At 68.4% G+C, this 17,338-nt stretch carries 20 protein-coding genes; all 20 read right to left on the bottom strand.

Going from position 1 to position 17,338, the window contains the following annotated elements; genetic code table 11:
• Window positions 1-771: P-type conjugative transfer protein TrbL (trbL, locus tag RLDS_RS48800; RefSeq protein ID WP_021227706.1), on the bottom strand; the 771-nt coding region annotated here is incomplete at its 3' end.
• Window positions 768-1,082 carry a putative entry exclusion protein TrbK-alt gene (gene trbK-alt, locus RLDS_RS48805; RefSeq protein ID WP_021227707.1) on the bottom strand — a complete coding sequence of 105 codons (315 nt, stop codon included), beginning with the start codon at window positions 1,080-1,082 and terminating at the stop codon, window positions 768-770. The genes trbL and trbK-alt, both read right to left, overlap by 4 nt.
• A 9-nt stretch (window positions 1,083-1,091) precedes the next feature.
• Window positions 1,092-1,808 (bottom strand): P-type conjugative transfer protein TrbJ, encoded by a 717-nt coding sequence (trbJ, locus tag RLDS_RS48810; protein WP_021227708.1) that lies wholly within the window; start codon window positions 1,806-1,808, stop codon window positions 1,092-1,094.
• Complete coding sequence (trbE, locus tag RLDS_RS48815) at window positions 1,805-4,258, bottom strand: conjugal transfer protein TrbE (RefSeq protein WP_021227709.1); 2,454 nt, start codon at window positions 4,256-4,258, stop codon at window positions 1,805-1,807. Before trbE ends, trbJ begins: the two co-directional genes overlap by 4 nt.
• Window positions 4,255-4,536 (bottom strand): VirB3 family type IV secretion system protein, encoded by a 282-nt coding sequence (locus RLDS_RS48820; protein WP_007405996.1) that lies wholly within the window; start codon window positions 4,534-4,536, stop codon window positions 4,255-4,257. Before RLDS_RS48820 ends, trbE begins: the two co-directional genes overlap by 4 nt.
• Window positions 4,533-4,868 carry a TrbC/VirB2 family protein gene (locus RLDS_RS48825; protein ID WP_007406001.1) on the bottom strand — a complete coding sequence of 112 codons (336 nt, stop codon included), beginning with the start codon at window positions 4,866-4,868 and terminating at the stop codon, window positions 4,533-4,535. The genes RLDS_RS48820 and RLDS_RS48825 overlap by 4 nt, the downstream gene beginning before the upstream one ends.
• Entirely contained in the window at window positions 4,865-5,851 is a 987-nt protein-coding gene (trbB, locus tag RLDS_RS48830; protein WP_021227710.1) for a P-type conjugative transfer ATPase TrbB, read from the bottom strand. Before trbB ends, RLDS_RS48825 begins: the two co-directional genes overlap by 4 nt.
• A gap of 140 nt (window positions 5,852-5,991) precedes the next feature.
• Window positions 5,992-6,411 (bottom strand): CopG family ribbon-helix-helix protein, encoded by a 420-nt coding sequence (locus RLDS_RS48835; protein WP_007406014.1) that lies wholly within the window; start codon window positions 6,409-6,411, stop codon window positions 5,992-5,994.
• Complete coding sequence (locus RLDS_RS48840) at window positions 6,408-8,438, bottom strand: conjugal transfer protein TraG (RefSeq protein WP_021227711.1); 2,031 nt, start codon at window positions 8,436-8,438, stop codon at window positions 6,408-6,410. Before RLDS_RS48840 ends, RLDS_RS48835 begins: the two co-directional genes overlap by 4 nt.
• Window positions 8,439-8,617: 179 nt before the next feature.
• Window positions 8,618-10,348, bottom strand: a complete 1,731-nt coding sequence (locus tag RLDS_RS48845; protein WP_031298816.1) for a relaxase/mobilization nuclease domain-containing protein — start codon at window positions 10,346-10,348, stop codon at window positions 8,618-8,620.
• Between the two features lie 259 nt (window positions 10,349-10,607).
• Window positions 10,608-11,510, bottom strand: a complete 903-nt coding sequence (locus RLDS_RS48850) for a lytic transglycosylase domain-containing protein (RefSeq protein WP_021227713.1) — start codon at window positions 11,508-11,510, stop codon at window positions 10,608-10,610.
• A 3-nt stretch (window positions 11,511-11,513) separates the two neighbouring features.
• Window positions 11,514-11,846: a DUF736 domain-containing protein gene (locus tag RLDS_RS48855; protein WP_021227714.1), complete on the bottom strand. Its 333-nt coding sequence runs from the start codon at window positions 11,844-11,846 to the stop codon at window positions 11,514-11,516.
• Window positions 11,827-12,393, bottom strand: a complete 567-nt coding sequence (locus tag RLDS_RS48860) for a S26 family signal peptidase (protein WP_021227715.1) — start codon at window positions 12,391-12,393, stop codon at window positions 11,827-11,829. The genes RLDS_RS48855 and RLDS_RS48860 overlap by 20 nt, the downstream gene beginning before the upstream one ends.
• Complete coding sequence (locus tag RLDS_RS48865; protein WP_021227716.1) at window positions 12,390-12,911, bottom strand: DUF2840 domain-containing protein; 522 nt, start codon at window positions 12,909-12,911, stop codon at window positions 12,390-12,392. Before RLDS_RS48865 ends, RLDS_RS48860 begins: the two co-directional genes overlap by 4 nt.
• 271 nt (window positions 12,912-13,182) lie before the next feature.
• Window positions 13,183-14,076, bottom strand: coding sequence for a replication initiator protein A (locus tag RLDS_RS48870; RefSeq protein ID WP_021227717.1), 894 nt, complete (start codon window positions 14,074-14,076; stop codon window positions 13,183-13,185).
• A 6-nt stretch (window positions 14,077-14,082) separates the two neighbouring features.
• A complete protein-coding gene (locus tag RLDS_RS48875) occupies window positions 14,083-14,349 on the bottom strand; it encodes a helix-turn-helix transcriptional regulator (protein ID WP_012049867.1) in 267 nt (88 codons plus the stop codon).
• A 120-nt stretch (window positions 14,350-14,469) separates the two neighbouring features.
• A complete protein-coding gene (locus RLDS_RS48880; RefSeq protein WP_021227718.1) occupies window positions 14,470-15,246 on the bottom strand; it encodes a DUF2285 domain-containing protein in 777 nt (258 codons plus the stop codon).
• A gap of 158 nt (window positions 15,247-15,404) precedes the next feature.
• Complete coding sequence (locus tag RLDS_RS48885) at window positions 15,405-15,668, bottom strand: DNA -binding domain-containing protein (RefSeq protein WP_021227719.1); 264 nt, start codon at window positions 15,666-15,668, stop codon at window positions 15,405-15,407.
• Window positions 15,669-15,807: 139 nt separating this feature from the next.
• Window positions 15,808-16,059 carry a helix-turn-helix domain-containing protein gene (locus tag RLDS_RS48890; RefSeq protein WP_021227720.1) on the bottom strand — a complete coding sequence of 84 codons (252 nt, stop codon included), beginning with the start codon at window positions 16,057-16,059 and terminating at the stop codon, window positions 15,808-15,810.
• 246 nt (window positions 16,060-16,305) lie between these two features.
• Window positions 16,306-17,151: a DUF932 domain-containing protein gene (locus tag RLDS_RS48895; RefSeq protein ID WP_021227721.1), complete on the bottom strand. Its 846-nt coding sequence runs from the start codon at window positions 17,149-17,151 to the stop codon at window positions 16,306-16,308.
• Window positions 17,152-17,338 lie beyond the last annotated feature (187 nt).

Raw genomic sequence — 17,338 nt, forward strand, 5'->3', positions numbered from 1 at the left:
GCCGGGGCCGAAGATCGACAGGCCCAGCAGCGACAGCGCGGCGAGCGCGATGGCCATGACCTGATTGATGTCGGGCGCGGGGCTGAGGGCAGCGCCGGTGAACTGGCTGAACAAGGTGGTGCCGATGCCGGTGATGACGGCGAGCACCAGCACCTTGATGCCGGTCGAGACGACATGGCCCAGCACCTTCTCGGCCATGAAGGCGGTCTTGTTGAAGAAGGCGAAGGGCAGCAGGACGAAGCCGGCCAGCGTTAGCAGCTTGAACTCGATCAGCGTGATGAAGACCTGCACGGCGATGATGAAAAAGGCGAGCACCACGATCACCCAGGCGAGCAGCAGCACGAGGATCAGCGCGAGGTTGGAGAACACGGCCCAAAGGCTGGAGAACTGGCCCGCCGCATCGAGCAGCGGCTTGGCGGCTTCGAGCCCCTTCGCCGCGATCGTGCCGGGCTTCATGAACTCGTCGATCGTCATCGCCCCGCCGCTGGCCTGGAGGCCGAGCCCGGCGAAGCTCTCGAACACGATGGTCGCGAGCAGCGAGAAATTGCCGATGATGAAAGCGAAGGTGCCGATGTAGAGCGTCTTTTTGACGAGGCGCTGAAGCACGTCCTCGTCCGCGCCCCAGGCCCAGAACAGGCCGGCGAGCGTTACGTCGATGGCGATCAGCGTGGTCGAGAGGAACGCGACCTCGCCGCCGAGCAGGCCGAAGCCTGAGTCGATGTAGCCGGTGAAGACGTTGAGGAAATTGTCGATAACGCCGGTGTCGTTCATGGCCGGGCGCCTTCATCCGGCGCCGTGTCGCTGCCGCGCTCGATCTCGGGCGGGGGCTCGTCCTGGCGGAAGAAGCGGCGGCGGTTGGTGGCCCAGGCCGCCTCGCAGCCGCTATCCGGCATGGTGAGCGAGGCGCAGCGATCCAGCTCGCGGGCGAGCCTGGCCTGGCCTTCGTCCGCCGGCAGGCCGAGCGGGGGCGCGGGCGCAGGCTCATCGGGCTGGACGGCGGCGACGATCGCCACCGTCATCATCAGCCCGGCCAGCGCCGCCATCCCTGCGATTTTCGCCGTGCGCGAGGTTCCATGCAGCATGGGGCAGTCTCAGTTGCCCATGAAGCGGCGGAACCGCTCGCGCCCTTCGGCTTCCTCGGCCGCCTGACGGGCGGATTGCAGCGCCTGCGCCCGGCCCTGCGCCGCGACGGCGGCGGTCAGGTCGGCGAGCTGCTGCGATTGCAACGCGAGAAGCTGGTTGCCCGCCTGCGCCGCCTGGAGCGCGCCTCTCGCGGACTGGCTGGTCGAGACCAGGCTGTCCATCGTCGTGCGCGTGCCTTCGATGTTGCCGACAACGCCGGCCTGCACCTGCAAGGCATCCTGAAAGGCGCCGACGCTATCCTCCCAGCGAGCGTTCGCATTGGCGACCATCTGCGCGTGATCGCCGGTCAGCGCCGCGCCCTTGTAGCGGCCGTTGAATGCCTGCTGGATGTCCTGCACGTCGTAGGCGATGCGCTGGGCTTCGCTCAGAAGCTGCTGGGTGCGCTGCACCTGTTGCTGGAGTTGCTGGAGCGAGCTGAACGGCAACGAGGTCAGGTTCCGCGCCTCGTTGATGAGGCTTGTCGCCTGGTTCTGGATTTGCTGGATCTGGTTGTTGATCTGCTGGAGCGACCGCGCGGCCGTCAGCACGTTCTGCGCATAGTTAGTCGGGTCATAGACGATGCCGCCGAACTGCGCGTAGGCCGGGATGGGCGCGATCATCGGCACAACGGCCGTGCTGGCGAGGACGCCGGCCAGAATGGCGCGGCGCAGGGGGAATCCGGTCATAGAGGTAACTCCTGCTGGGGTTGGCGTGGGGGATCGGGGGGAAGAAGCTCGACGGCCCAGGCGCAGCCGCGATGGCGCAGCCATTCAGCCGCGAAGGCGGGCGCCCCGTTAGTTTCGATGATGTCGGCGATGGCGAGTTGGTCGGTCTTCGACGACGCGGCGGTGAAGGCCAGCGCGACCTCGCCCAGCCCCAGCTCGAACAGGCGATTGCCGCGCCGGGACTGGCAGTAATAATCCCGCTTCGGCGTTGCCCGGCTGAGGATTTCGATCTGGCGGGCGTTCAAGCCGAACCGCTCGTAGATGGCCGCGATCTGCGGTTCGGCGGCGCGCTCGTTCGGCAGGAAGATGCGCGTCGGGCAGCTTTCGATGATGGCCGGCGCGATGCTCGACGTTTCGATGTCGGCGAGGCTCTGCGTCGCGAAGACGACGCTGGCATTACGCTTGCGCAGGGTCTTGAGCCACTCGCGGAGCTGCGCGGCGAAGTCCGGGCTGTCGAGGACCAGCCACCCCTCATCGATGATGATGAGCGTCGGCGAGCCGTCCAGCCGGCCCTCGATCCGGTGGAACAGATAGGAGAGCACCGCAGCGGCCGAGCCGGCGCCGACCAGGCCCTCGGTCTCGAAGGCTTGCATGTCGGCTTCGCCCAGCCGCTCGGCCTCGGCGTCGAGCAGCCGGCCCCACGGCCCGCCGATGCAATAGGGCGCGAGCGCCTGCTTGAGCTGCTGACTCTGGAGCAGCACGGCGAGCCCTGTCAGCGTGCGTTCGGCCGGCGGCGCGCTTGCGAGCGAACCCAGAGCCGACCAGATATGCTCCTTGGCCTGGGGATCGACCGCGACGCCTTCCGACGCGAGGATCGCCGCCAGCCACTCGGCCGCCCAGGCGCGCTCGGCCGGATCGTCGATATGGGCGAGCGGCTGCAACTGGACGCCGGCTTCCTCATCGGAGAGGCTTCCGCCGAGATCCTGCCAGTCTCCGCCACAGGCGATGGCGGCCGCGCGGATCGAGCCGCCGAAGTCGAAGGCGAAGACCTGGGCGTTCTCGTAGCGGCGGAACTGCATCGCCATCAGCGCGAGTAGCACCGACTTGCCGGAGCCGGTCGGGCCGACGATCAGCGTGTGCCCGACATCGCTGCCATCGGGATGAAGGGAAAACCGGAACGGGGTCGAGCCTTCGGTCCTGCCGTAGAGCAAGGGGGGGTGTCCGAAGTGCTCGTCCCGGTCCGGCCCCGCCCATACTGCTGACAGGGGGATCAGGTGGGCGAGATTGATGGTGGAGATCGGCGGTTGCCGGACGTTGGCGTAGGTGTGGCCGGGCAGACTCCCCAGCCATGCCTCGATCGCGTTCATTCCCTCGGGAATGACCGTGAAGTCGCGGCCCTGGATGACCTTCTCGACCAGCCGCAGCTTCTCGGCCGCAATGGCGGGATCGCGGTCCCACACCGTCACCGTCGCGGTGACGTAGGCCATGCCGGCATAGTCGGCGCCCAGCTCTTGCAACGTCGTGTCGGCGTCGGCGGCCTTGTTCGAGGCGTCGCTGTCGAGCAGCGTGGACGCCTCGTTGGTCATGACTTCCTTGAGGATGGCCGCGACCGACTTGCGCTTGGCGAACCATTGCCGCCTGATCCTGGTCAGCAGCTTGGTCGCGTCGGTCTTGTCGAGCATCAGCGCGCGGGTGGACCAGCGATACTCGAAGGCGAGCCGGTTCAGCTCGTCGAGCAGGCCGGGGAAAGTGACGCTGGGGAATCCCGTGATCGTCAGCGTGCGGAGATGATGATCGCCCAGGCGCGGTTCGAGCCCGCCGGTCAGCGGATCGTCGGCGAGCAGCGCGTCCAGGTGCATCGGCGTCTCGGGGACGCGCACGCGCTGGCGCCGGGTCGAGATCGTGCTGTGCAGGTAGGTGAGCGTCTCGCCGTCATCGAGCCAGCGGACCTCGGGCACGAAGCCTTCGACCAGATTGAGAACGCGGTCGCTGCGGTCGGCGAAGCCCTTGAGCAGCTCCCACGGATCGACGCCGCTGGTGGACCGGCCCTCGTAGAGCCAGCCTTCGGCGCGCGCGGCTTCCTCAGCCGGCGGCATCCACAGCAGCGTCAGATAGTAGGCGCTCTCGAAATGCGCGCCTTCTTCGCGGAACTGTTCGCGCCGCTCCATGTCCACGAGCGCCGAGACCGGATCAGGAAAATCGGAATCGGGGTAGTCGAGCGCGGGGCTGCGCTGCGCCTCGACGAAGATCGCCCAGCCCGAGCCGAGACGCCGGAGCGCGTTGTTGAGCCGCGCGGTGGTGGCGACCAGTTCGGCGGGTGTGGCGCTGTCGAGATCGGGGCCACGGAACCGCGCCGTGCGCTGAAAGCTGCCGTCCTTGTTGAGAACGACGCCCTCGCCGACCAGCGCGGCCCAGGGCAGGAAGTCGGCCAGGTGCGCGGCGCGATTCCTGTATTCGCGCAGGCTCATCATGGCCGCATCCACGCCGGATAACGGAGGTGCCGCCGGGCCACATCCACGAACTGCGGATCGCGCCGCGCGGCCCATACGGAGAGCGCATGGCCGATCGCCCAGATGACCAGCCCGGCGATCCAGAGGCGAAGGCCGAGGCCGATCGCGCCCGCCAGCGTGCCGTTGACGATGGCGAGCGAGCGCGGGGCGCCGCCGAGCAGGATCGGCTCGGTCAGCGCCCGATGGACCGGCGCGAAATAGCCGGCGATCGGCTCGACGGGATCGGCCGCGCCCGTCATGCGATCAGCGCCCCGCCGCCGAACGAGAAGAACGACAAAAAGAAGCTCGACGCGGCGAAGGCGATCGACAGGCCGAAGACGATCTGGATCAGTCGGCGGAAGCCGCCCGACGTGTCGCCGAACGCCAGGGTCAGGCCGGTGACAATGATGATGATGACCGCGATGATCTTCGCCACCGGCCCCTCGATGCTTTCGAGGATGGATTGCAGCGGGGCTTCCCACGGCATCGACGATCCGCCCGCATGGGCGGGCGCCGAGATGGTGAGCGCGATGACGCTGGCGGTGGCGGCGAGCATGGCGCGGCGTGCGCCATGCCGAAGGGCATGGATCATGGTGCGTCTCCGAGGTTGGGGGGTGCGAGGGGGGTCAGGCGGTAATCGCCGGTCGCAGCGTCGATCCCCTCGACGCGGGCCAGCTCGGCGAGGCGGCGGCCGTGCCCGTCGCGGACCAGCACGGCGATCAGGTCGATGGTCTCGGCCAGCAGGGCGCGAGGGACCGTGACCACGGCCTCCTGGATGAGCTGCTCCATGCGGCGCAGCGCGCCGAGCGCGGTCCCGGCGTGGATGGTGCCGATGCCGCCGGGGTGGCCGGTGCCCCAGGCTTTGAGGAGGTCGAGCGCCTCGGCGCCGCGCACCTCGCCGATGGGGATGCGGTCGGGGCGCAGCCGCAGGCTGGACCGCACGAGATCGGACAGCGTGACGACGCCATCCTTGGTCCGCATGGCGACGAGGTTCGGCGCGGCGCACTGAAGCTCGCGCGTGTCTTCGATCAGGACGATGCGGTCGGTGGTCTTGGCGACTTCGGCCAGGAGCGCGTTGACCAGCGTGGTCTTGCCGCTGCCGGTCCCGCCGGCGACAAGGATGTTGGCGCGGGTCTCGACGCCGTGCCGCAGCGCCGCGGCCTCGGCCGGCGACATGATCCCGGCCGCGGCGTAGTCGTCGAGCGTGAAGACGGCGACGGCCGGCTTGCGGATCGCGAAGGCGGGCGCGGCGACGACGGGGGGCAGCAACCCCTCGAACCGCTCACCTCCTTCGGGCAACTCGGCCGAGACGCGCGGGGACCGGGCGTGAACTTCGACGCCGACATGGTGCGCGACCAGGCGAACGATGCGCTCGCCGTCCGCGGCGGCCAGCGTCATGCCGGTGTCGCTGATGCCTTCGCCGAGCCGATCGACCCACAGCCGGCCGTCCGGGTTCAGCATCACCTCGATGACGGCGGCATCGTCGAGCCAGGCGGCGATCGACGGGCCGAGAGCCGTGCGCAGCATCCGCGCGCCGCGTGTCTTCGCCTCGGAACGGATCGGATGGACGGTCAAGAAGAAGCCCCTGATGAGGGCCGGGCGAACCGCCGCCCGGCGTCAGGGGCACATCAAGAGAGACAGAAAAGGCCGTGCTTCAACAAGTAAATGCGGTCGTCGTAGTCTGGCGTAGAAAGACAATAACTGGCGTAGTCAGCTCATTCTTCTTGGCCGTCAAAGTCCTCGCCGATTTCTTGTCTGACCTTCGGCCCTTTCGCGAGTCGGCGGCCCAGCGCATCCATGAAGGCGTCGTAGCGGTCGCCGCCTTGCCGGCGCATCGCGGCCCGCTCGCTCTCGGGCGGCGGCGGGGTGTTCGACAGCCAGAAGCGCACGAACAGCGCGATCATTTCGACGCTGATGCCGACATCGCGCTCCATGCGGGTCATGCGACGGTCCAGCTTGTCGAGCCGCTTGGCGATGGCGGCCTCGCGCTGCTCATCGGCGTCGGGCGACAGGAAGGATGCGATGGCAGCCTCGGCGATCAGCGAGCGGGACTTGTCCCTGCGATCGGCATAGGCGGCGAGCGCGCGCATCAGCTCGGGGTCGAGATAGACCGACAGCGGCGTCTTGGTGCTCATAGCTCGATGCCGTCGTCGGGATCGAGCGACGCCTGCCGGGCCACGCGCTGCACCTGACGGCGCACCGTCGCCTGCCGCGCCGCGTCGCTCTCGGGGTCCGGCTCGTCCAGCTCGAACTCGTTGACGGGCGCCGGCCGGGGCGTCGGCGCGATGTCGATATGGCGCTCCAGCGCTGGCTCGCGGCGAAGGTCCGCATTGGCGGCATCGTCCTCAGCATCCGCCTTCTTGGCGGCCTTTTTCTTCTTCGGCTTCTTGGGAGATTCATGCTCGATCGGCTCGGGCATCGGCGGCGCCTCGATCGGCGCCAGGCCGCTCCAGTCGTCGGGCCGCGGCGGGCCGCCGCCGACATTGCTGTCGGGCGGCGACATCACCCGCTGCGTGAACCGCCGGTCCTTGAAGTAGCGGGCCTTCTTCGCGCGGATCGGCGGGATGCCCGCGACCATGACGATCTCGTCGTCGGGCGGGAGCTGCATGATCTCGCCGGGGGTGAGGAGCTGGCGGGCGGTCTCGGAGCGCGACACCATCAAATGCCCGAGCCAGGGCGAGAGCCGGTGGCCGGCGTAGTTCTTCATCGCCCGCATCTCGGTCGCGGTGCCGAGCGCGTCCGATATGCGCTTGGCGGTGCGCTCGTCGTTGGTGGCGAACGACACGCGCACATGGCAGTTGTCGAGGATCGCGTTGTTCGGGCCGTAAGCCTTCTCGATCTGGTTGAGGCTCTGGGCGATCAGGAAGCTCTGGATGCCGTAGCCGGCCATGAACGCCAGGGCGCTCTCGAAGAAGTCGAGCCGGCCGAGCGCGGGAAACTCGTCGAGCATCAACAGAAGCCGGTGGCGCGATTGCCGCGCCTTCAGGTCTTCGGTGAGCCGGCGCCCGATCTGGTTGAGGATGAGGCGGATGAGCGGCTTGGTGCGCGAGATGTCGCTGGGCGGCACGACGAGGTAGAGCGTCACCGGCAGCTCGCCCTCGACCAGATCCTTTATGCGCCACTCGCAGGTGCGCGTGACCTGGGCGACGACGGGATCGCGATAGAGGCCGAGGAACGACATGGCGGTCGAGAGCACGCCCGATCGCTCGTTGGCGGATTTGTTGAGCAGCTCCCGCGCGGCCGAGGCGACGACGGGATGCACGCCGGCCTCACCCAAATGCGGCGTCGTCATCATCGCCCATAGCGTGCTTTCGATCGGGCGGCGGGGATCGGACAGGAAGGCGGCGACACCCGCCAGCGTCTTGTCGGCCTCGGCGTAGAGGACATGGAGGATCGTGCCGACCAGCAAGGCGTGGGAGGTCTTCTCCCAGTGGTTTCGCTTCTCCAGCGAGCCTTCCGGGTCCACCAGCACATCGGCGACGTTCTGCACGTCGCGCACTTCCCAGGCGCCTTTGCGGATTTCGAGCAGCGGGTTGTAGGCGGCCGACGCGCCGTTGGTCGGATCGAACAGCAACACGCGCGCGTGCCGGGCGCGAAAGCCGGCGGTGAGCAGCCAATTCTCACCTTTGATGTCATGCACGATGGCCGAGCCCGGCCAGGTGAGCAGCGTCGGCACGACTAGGCCGACGCCCTTGCCGCTCCGAGTCGGCGCGAAGCACAGCACATGCTCGGGGCCGTCGTGGCGCAGATAGTCGCGCCCGAGCCGGCCGAGCATGACGCCGCTGTCGCCCAGCAGCCCGGCGGCGGCGACCTCGCTGCGCGACGCCCAGCGCGCCGACCCATAGGTCTCGGCGTTCTTCAGCTCGCGCGCGCGCCATACCGACATGCCGATGGCGACGACGATCGCGGCGAACCCGCCGGACACGGCGATGAACGCGCCGGTCTCGAATATCTCGGGCGCGTAGGCGTCGAACGAGAACCACCACCAGAAGAAGGCCGGCGGCGGATAGATCGGCCAGTCGCCGAGCATGAACCAGGGCGCCCCAAGCTCGGGCTGATAGGCGAGCGCCGCGGCGGTCCATTGCGTCGCTGCCCACACGGCGGCGAGCACGATCAGGAAGACAGCGAAGACCTGACCCCAGAGGATTTTGGTTGCCGACATGACATCGAAGTCGATGCGTGCCGGACACCAAATCAAGTCACTGTTATTATGGAGGAAAGTCTAGCGTAGAAAGACAGGGAGTAGCGTAGTTTGGCCTGTTATATTCTCAGGGTGATCGACGTTATTGGGCGGATATTCACTCGATAGCCGGAACACCGCCCGAGTCTCTGCGATCCGTCCTACAGGCCCAGCCCCCGGCCGCGCCCGAACGACCAATCGACGCCGCCGCCCGCGCGCATGACGCCGGAGATGTGCTTGCCGATCTGCCGATCGAGCGAGGGCGACCAGGGCACGAGCTGGAAGCTCAGGCCGTTGTCGATCATGGCGAAGCGCCCCGAGGCGAGCGTGATCCGCTGGCGCACCGTGCCCGCGACATACTCCCCGGCCTTGGACGGCGCGTGCGGCAGGCCGATCTCGGCCGACAAGTCCTTGGCGGCCGCGTCCAGCTCGCGGCGGCGGAGCGTGTCGAGCAGGTTGCGCGCGAAGATGATCCGCTGTCCCTGCCGCCGCGCGAGCCCCTCGTCGGCGAGATGCTCGGCGCGGGCCTCCATCGCGGCGCGCACTTCGGTCCCGAACCCGCCGCCGAGATCATGGCCGTCGCCCGACAGGTTGCGCCGGTCGAGCCAGGTCGCACCCGGCGCGCGGACCTGCGCCTCAAGGTCCATGTCGGAGCGCACGGCCAGCGCCACCCGCTGCCGGCCTTTCCGGTCCTCGAAGCGGCGCAGCTCGACGATCGCGCCGGGGCGGCAATCGCCGGTCGCCTCGATGTCGGGAAGCTGGACATGGTGGGTGCGGCCGTCGATCCCGTCCACGATCGCATAGGCTTTGCCGGTCAGCTCGTCATGCAGGCCGCGATCGACCAGCCGGCCGATAACGGGCTGAGCGGGATCGGCGTCGAGGACATAGCTGCCGGCGCCCCGGTCGATGCCGCGGTCGCTCATCGCCTTGTGCATTCGCTTGATGATGTCGTCGCGCTCGCCGAGTTCGCGCAGCGCCGCCTGGGCATCGCCGGCCAACGTCCACTGGCCGGGCGCGATCTCGCTGGCGAGGCCGAGCCGCTCCAGCTTGCGCAGCCGTCCCATCCTCAGCACATGGTCGCCGTCCGGCCGGACGCCGGGCTCGGGCGCCATGTCGATCAGGCCGTTGCGCTGCATGGTCCGCGACAGGTCGCGGTCGATCTCGGTCCAGCGCTCGGCTTCGACCTGCCGCTCCAGCGATTGCCGGATTTCAAGGTCGGTGCGCGGGCCGAGTTCCTGGGTGACGATCTCGCGCGCCTGCGCCCGCATCCCTTCGCGGATATAGTCGCGCGAGATGACGAGGTTCTGCCCGTCCTCGCCGACGCCCCGCACTATGATGTGGATGTGGGGATTGTCGGTGTTCCAGTGCTCGACGGCCCGCCAGTCCAGGCGGGTGCCGAGATCCTTTTCCATGCGGGTCATCAGCTCGCGCGTGAAACCCTTGAGGTCACGCATCTGCTCGGCATCCTCGGGCGAGACGATGAACCGGAAATGATGCCGGTCGTCCTCGCAGCGGGCGGCGAACTCGTTGCGGTCAAGGCCGTCCGCGTCGGCGCCGAACAGCACGCCCCGCTCGCCGTCGCGGGTGACGCCATCGCGTTGCAGGTAGTTGAGATGAGCCGCGAGCGAGGCGCGGCCGCCATGCCGGACCACGCGCGCCTTGACGATGACCTGGCGCGATCGGTGGCCGAGCCGATGGGTCGCGCGGACGCTCGCCACGCGGCCCCGACCGAAGGTCGAGCGGCCCGGCGCGACGATCCGGCCGCGGCGCGAGACATGGCCGCCGGCCCGCTGCGCGGCGGCGAGCGCCTGGACGATGATCGGCAGCGCCCGCTGGCTACCGCGCGAGCGGATACGGCCTGGCCGGAGTCGGAAATCGTCGTCGCGGCTCATGCCGGGACAGGCCGCAATGTGCGGCAAACCCTGCGCGCTGCTGGTTTCCAGCCAGCGCCGCACGGTGCGGGATTTCCGCACACATTGCGCAGCAATGCCCGAAAGCCTTGAGAATCAAGGCCACAACCGAGGCGCAAGGGCTCCGCACATTGCCGCCCTTTATCTTGCCCTCGATCTTCCCCCTTCAGAAAGTCAGCTCTGCTCCTTTCCGGCGCTGCGAAAGCCTGCGCCGAAACCCGCCAGAGAACGCGAGAGCCGCTCACGGCGGAGGCCGACCGGAAAGCGGGACGAACAGGCCGTTGGAGGGCGGCGCGGCATCGGCCATGACAAGCCCGGCGCGGTCGTCGGCCGGTCGTTCCGGCGGCACCTCGGATGCCATGCGATCGGCGGACGGCGGCGCAGGCGACAGCGCGCCCGACCGCGCGGCGAACAGCGCGGCGCGACGCCAGGCGAAGGGATCGGATGGTGGCGCGACGGCAAGCCGAGTGTCGTCCGAACCGCCGGTGATCGACGCCAGCTTTGCGAGATAGGCGCGGGTCTCGGCGGGCAGCGGACGGCCGCGCGACAGATATTCGTCGTAGCGGCCCGGCCCCGCATTATAAGCCGCCAGCATCGCCGTCACGTTGCCGTAGCGGTCGTGCATCGCGCGCAGATAGGCCGCGCCCGCCATGATGTTGTCGCGCGGATCGAACGGATCGGACCCGAGGCGATGGCGCGCGCGGAGGCCCGCCCAAGTGCCGGGCATGATCTGCATCAGGCCCATCGCCCCGGCCGTCGAGACGGCGCGGACATCGCCGTTGCTCTCGACGCGCATGACCGCCCATATCCAGCGTTCGGGGATGCCGAAGCGCCGAGCCGCGTCGGCGACATGGGCGGCATGGGGATGGCGCGCGGCCGATCGCTCGGCGGGCGCGTCTTGCGCCAGCGCGGCGACGGGCGCAGCGCCCGGTGCGAGCAGCAGCAGGACCGCGAGCAAGGCGGCCGACCCGCCCCCGCTCCGGCGCCAGTCTGCCAGCGTGCTCGCTCCGGTAAAGGGTGCGCGCGATGCGCCGGCCGGGGGCCGCCCTTGACCTTCGCTGCGCGCGCCGGCCGGCCTGGGACCGAGCGGGACGGAGGGATGATGCGGTCTTTCCGCGAACAGAGGGATGATCGGAGAAGGCACCGATCAGCTCCGATCGTCGCGGGGCCGGGGGCGTTTCCACGACAGCCTGAAGGTCCGCCCGTCGTCGTCGGCGCGGAACAGCACCGGCCGGAACGCCGCCGGGAAAAGCGGGCTGTCGATCTCCAGCGCGATATAGTTGCCGGCGCGCTCACCGACCCGTTTCCACGCGCCGCCGACCTCGGGACCGTCCTCGTCGTCGAGGTGGACGCGGTAATCGGGCGCGTTTTCGGCATCGCTCGGATCGAGCGCGACAAGCACGATCGCCTCGTTGATGCCGAACAGCCGGACGCGGCCGGCATAGCCGTTGGCGGTGGATTCAAAGATGTTCGTTTGCATGGCCGATCTCCTTGGCTTCGGGGGTGGAAGGTGTTGGGGACGGCGCGCGCAGATAGAGCGGCGTCGCGCGTCCGATGACGGCGGAGGCCGGCAGCGGGCCGAAATAGCGGCCGTCCAGACTGTCGGGATGAGCGGGATTGAGCAGCAGCAGCTCGCCGGGTTTCAGCGTGTGGCACCCCTGCCAGACCGGCAGCGGACGGCCTCGGCCGTCACGCGCGCGGGCGATGGCGACGCGCCGGGCATCGACGCTCACCACGGCGCCGACACGGCACACGCGCTGTCCGGCCTTGGCCGCGACATGCTTCAGGAGCGGCACACCCTCAGGCAGATAGCCGCGCGCCGAAAGCCAGCGGGAAAGCTGTTCCGGCGGCGTGACGGCGACCAGCGCCCCGGTCGGCGGATCGCTCTCGGGATGGATGCGGTAGAGGCCGATCGGCGCGCTGGCGCTGGCGTTCCAGACGACACGCGGGAACGGATCGGCGACGGCGATAGCGGCGAAGGCGGATGCGGCGATGGCCGTCGCCATGACGTAGCGGCGGCGGATCATCCCTCGATCTCCCGGCGCTTGAGCCAGGCGTGATGGCGCTCGATCGTATAAAGGCGCGGCTGCTGGCCGGCGGCGATGCGGTTGTGGACGTGCCGCCAGTGATCGGCGGCCGCGTCGCAGGGATCGACGCCGGCCGCCTCCACCGCGTCGATTGCGGCGAGCACTTGGCTAACCTTGGGCCAGCCCTCGATCTTGAGCAGGATGTCGCCGCCCGGCCGCACGAAGGGCAACGTCGTGTAGGCTTCGTTGGCCGCAACCGCGCGCACCACGTCGATGCGCGAGACGATCGTGCCGAAGTCGTTGGCCGCCCAACGGACGAACGCGAAGACGGCGCCCGGACGGAAGCCGACGACGCGGGTTCGGCGGGTCAGGATGCGGTCCTGGGCGATCCGGCCGAAGCGTATCCAGTGCTCCAGCTTCTTCTCGATCCAGGTCAGTTCGACATGGGTGAGGCCGTCGCGAGCGAGCGCGCTGAACGCGCCGCCGCCGCGCACGGCGGAGGGCCGATCGTCGATCATGGGAGGTCTCCGGGGACGAGGCTCGCGACGGGGGCGGTGCGAGGGCGACGGCTTGTCCGGCGACGATGCGCCAAGCCCGCGAACGGGGCCGCGCTGTCCACAGCCGCGCGGGCCGTTAGCAAGAATCCGAAGGATTCTTTTCTATTAGCACCGTTAGAAGGGGCGCGATTCCGCGAGGATTTCTGCGGCTTTGCGAGGGGCGTCCGTTCCCGGAAGTCCGAGTCTCGCGTTCCCGAAAGTCCGAATCCGGCTGTTCCCGATAGTCCGAACCTCATGGCCAGTTCTCCACAGGCTTGAGGCCGACGCGGCGCATGGCGGCGTCGAACGGATCGACGGGGACGGGAACGAAGTTGAGCCGGTCGCGGCCGAGCGCATGTTCGAGCGTGAGGACGTAGCCGGGGAGCGGCTGGCGCGCGACGATCCCGCGCAGCTCGAACGCGAACCGGCGCAGCGGCGAGAGCACGCCGGATTTGAGGTAAAGGTGCGGAACGTCGAAGCTCCAGCCGCCTTGCTGCCGTCCGCCATGCTTGCGCACAATGCGGTAGAGCCAGCGTTCGAGGCCGCCGGTCAGGTCGAAATAGGCGCGGTCGATGGTCAGCACGAGCGCGCGGTCGAGCACGCCGGCATAGAACCAATCGGGCAGGATCAGCTCGATCCCGAGCGCACGGCCGTTGCCGTCCGCCAGCTCGCGCCATTCGTTGATCCATGAGAAACGATGGCGGCGGCGCTGGTGCTGCTGCCGGATCGAGGTGGCGACGGTGGTGGATTGCAGGCGGTCGAGCGCGGCCTTCAGCCGCTCGTAGCTCGCCTTGCCGGTGCCGCGCCGGGTGAACGCCAATATCTCGTGCGGCGTCGTCACCATCAGGCGCGAGGTCGGCCGTCCGGCGTCGCGCGCCTCGATGAGCTGGCTTGCCGCCCATATCAGCACGTCGGCGTCCCAAATAGTCGCCATGCCATGCTCGGGCACGGCCTCGACCGAGATCCACGTCGCGCCCATGCGGAAGGCGATGGGCGCGGTGCGGCGGGCCTTGGCGAGCGAGAAGAACGGCCAGGCCATCAAGTCCTGCGCGTCGCGAGCCGCAAGGTCGCCGGGGACCGAGCGGAACAGCTCAAGCTGCGTGCGTTCGGTGCTGGAACGGCCAGAAAGGGAACGTGCGGTGGGCATCGGCGCTCAGCGGCGCACGCAGTCGGTGGGCAGGCGCTTGGCGGGATGGACCACGCCGTTGCCCGGATCGGAGGTCGAGCGGCGAGTGCCGAGCGCGGCCCAGGAGTCGAGGTCGTCGATCGCATAGACGATCCGGCCGCCAAGCCTGCGGAACACCGGGCCGGTGCCGTAGCAGCGGTGCTTCTCCAGCGTGCGGGCCGAGAGACCGAGGTGGATCGCTGCGTCGGGCGTCTTGAGATAGCGTGGCGTTGTGGCGGCGACAGGCTCGGCCATGATGATCCTCCTGATGATGGCCGGCCCCGGAAAAGGGGTCCGGCGGACAGGAGGCGATAGTGGCGAAACGACCCCGGCGCGGAGAAGGGACAGCGCCGAAGGGGGCGGCAATGTCCCCCTTCAGCCGCCGCGTAGCAGGCGGAGATAGCCGCCGTCGCGCAGCTCGACGGCTTCCTTGAGCCACCGTCTGATGCGCTTGCGCTCCTTGCTCTCGATCCATTCGGCGTTGGTGTAGCGGCGGACCTTGGGGTGGATCAGCGAGGCGGCCAGCTCGCGCTGGCTGGCGCCCGCCTGGTTGCCGTCGAGCACTTGCAGCAGGGTCAGGAGATGCTCGCGCCGGAACGGCGGCGGGCGCAGCGCCGGCGGGCCGGCCGCCATGCCGCTGAGGCGGCGGCACAGGCGCTCGGCCGATGCAAGGCGCGCGAAGGGGGCGGGCTCGATCGGCACCATCAAGGCCATCGGGCGGTGGCATGAGCCGCACACGCACAGATGCTCGTCGCCATCGGGATCGGCGAGGATGACATGCAGGACGTCGCCCATCCTGATCCGGGCGCGAATATCGCCCAGCGCCGCCATGTCGAGCGGGCCGGCGCCGATGCCGGCGACCGCGGGCGCGAGGATGATGCTGGCCGGCGAGAGGTCCGGCCGCGCGACCGCCAGCTTGCGGTCGAAGGCCGCGCCGGGCGCAGCGTGGTAGCTGATTCCCCAGCGATCCACCAAGGCGGCGGTGGCATCGTCGGCGGAGATCACACCGCGTTTCACGCGGCCGAGCGCGCGGCGATAGTCGGAGCGATAGCGCGCGTTGCGGCCGAGATAGCCGATGGCGATGTCCGTATATTGCAGCGCGTCGTCCCCGGCCTCGTCCGGGGACGCGCGCCAGTCCTTCTCAGGCGGCATTGAAATCCTCCCAAGCATGGCTCTCTGCGGAGCGCGTCGGAAGATGTTCTCACCTTCGCCATCGCCGAGAAGCCCTGCCGGGCAGGCGGCCGCATAGCGGATTCACATCAGCATTTTGAAAGGATTATCGGCGGCGCCGCGCGGGTTTCGGGCCGCTCTCAGTTCGGCGGCGGGCGCAGATAATGCCGATAGCCGGTCTCGGTCATCCACCGGGCGCGGGCAAGATGCGAGTCATAGACGCAGCGGGCGCGTTCCGGTTCGGCGGCGGGGTCGATCCCGAAGATGACGCGAACGGCCTCGCGCCAGTCGGCATTTTCGTCGGCCGCATCGAGCAACCGCCAATAGGTGTGATGATGGCGCTCGTCATAGGCGGTGACATGGTTCGCGTCCGGGGCGCGATCCTCGAATGCGGCTATCGCCATCGCCTTGTTCCGCTTTCAGCCATAGCCCCCTGTGCCTGCTGATTCATGGTCTATACACCATAGTGGCGCGAAGTAATCGCACCGTCTTTGCTATGTTTCTGTGACAGCACGCGGATAATCGCCGCGCATATCACGGCTGTTACTGGCGTTGTTCGCGACTGGAATTGGTCACGAGCAGCACGCCCTGACCGCGATCCGAATCGAGGAAGACGATCCCGGCCGCCTCAAGCGCCTTCATCACCTGATGTCGGGTATTCTCGTTCACCGGCTTATAACTCTCCGATTCCAGCCGCTTGAGCGCGGTCAGAGCAATAATGGCCTTCTCGGCAAGCGTCTCCTGTGTCCAGCCAAGAAGTGCGCGAGCGGCCCGCACCTGGCGGGAAGTGATCATGCAAGATCACCTCCACAACCTTCGGGTCATTCGCTACGAAAACGACTATTATAGTCGTCTTGGGGGAATGGGAATATCCCAATCGCGAGCCGGGCGAACGCCCGGCGAGCGCGCCCCGTTCAGCGGTCGCGCGGCCCATCGGGACGCGCGGCCGCCGCCGATCCGGGGAGCCGGTCGGCGGCGTCTTGCGGGCGATGAGAAGCGAGGCCGCAGGGCCGGACGGTCCAGCCCTGCGGCTCTAGGCGATCAACCCGTCTTGAGGCGCTGCATCCCCTCCGCCAGCGTCCAGAGCGCGCGATTGAGCGTCACATTCTGGTCAATGCCGTTGATCGGACGCGAACGGCTGCGGCGGATACGGCCCTCGGCATTGCGCTTGCAGCCAGACAATCCGCCCCGAATGACATTCTCCTGAATGACGTTGAACGTGGTCCATAGGCTATCGCCCCTGTCCTCGTAGCGGCGCGGCTCGATGATCTGCTCGGGGGTGAGCGGGCTTTTATCCTCGCCATAGCGGGCGACAAGGCTGACCTCGCCAAGCAAGCGCTGCTCATCCTCGGACAGCCGAACCCCCTTCATCATCTCGCTGGCGTCGATCAGCCGGGGGAAGTCCTCGGCAACTGTGTAAACGCCTTCGATAATGTCGTGCTCGATGTTGCCCTTGTGTGGCACGCGGACCTCCTCGAACCGCTCGCCCGCGATCATGCTGTTGGTGCAGACGAAGCGTAGCATACCCGCAAATAGCTGGAACGCGGACGTGCCATCATGGCTGTTGACGATGATGGCTTCGGCGGCCTCGGGCTTGCCGATGCCGTCTTCCCGGCGCAGGCGCAGCATATGTTTGGCGTGGCCGTGGCGGTTGCCGTCACGGGGAACGGACTGGACGGCGAAGAACGGGAACCATCCTTCCCGGCGCAACCCCTCCACGATGTCGATGGTGGGGACATAGACATAGCGCTCCGAACGGCTGTCGTGCGCCTCGCGGGCGAAGATGGACGGGACGTGGCGATACAGCGCCTCGTTGTCGAGCGGTTCACGTCCGCTGATCTGGTGGGCGTTGCGGCCGAACCGGGTGGCAAGTTGGTGGATGCTCATGGGTCTTTCCTTCCTTGGGTCTGGGTTTCCGCGCAGCGGGAAGCGCCGCGCTGAAACCCTGCCCGTCGGCGAGACCGGGGGTGCAACCGGAGTGGGCGGCTTCGCGGGGAACCGGCTGCACGGAACGCGCAGCGTGGAGGAAGCTGGGCGGAAGCCGCTCCGAAGGGCGCCGGGGGCGGAGCCCCAA

The organism is Sphingobium lactosutens DS20 (assembly GCF_000445105.1).
Classification (GTDB): domain Bacteria; phylum Pseudomonadota; class Alphaproteobacteria; order Sphingomonadales; family Sphingomonadaceae; genus Sphingobium; species Sphingobium lactosutens.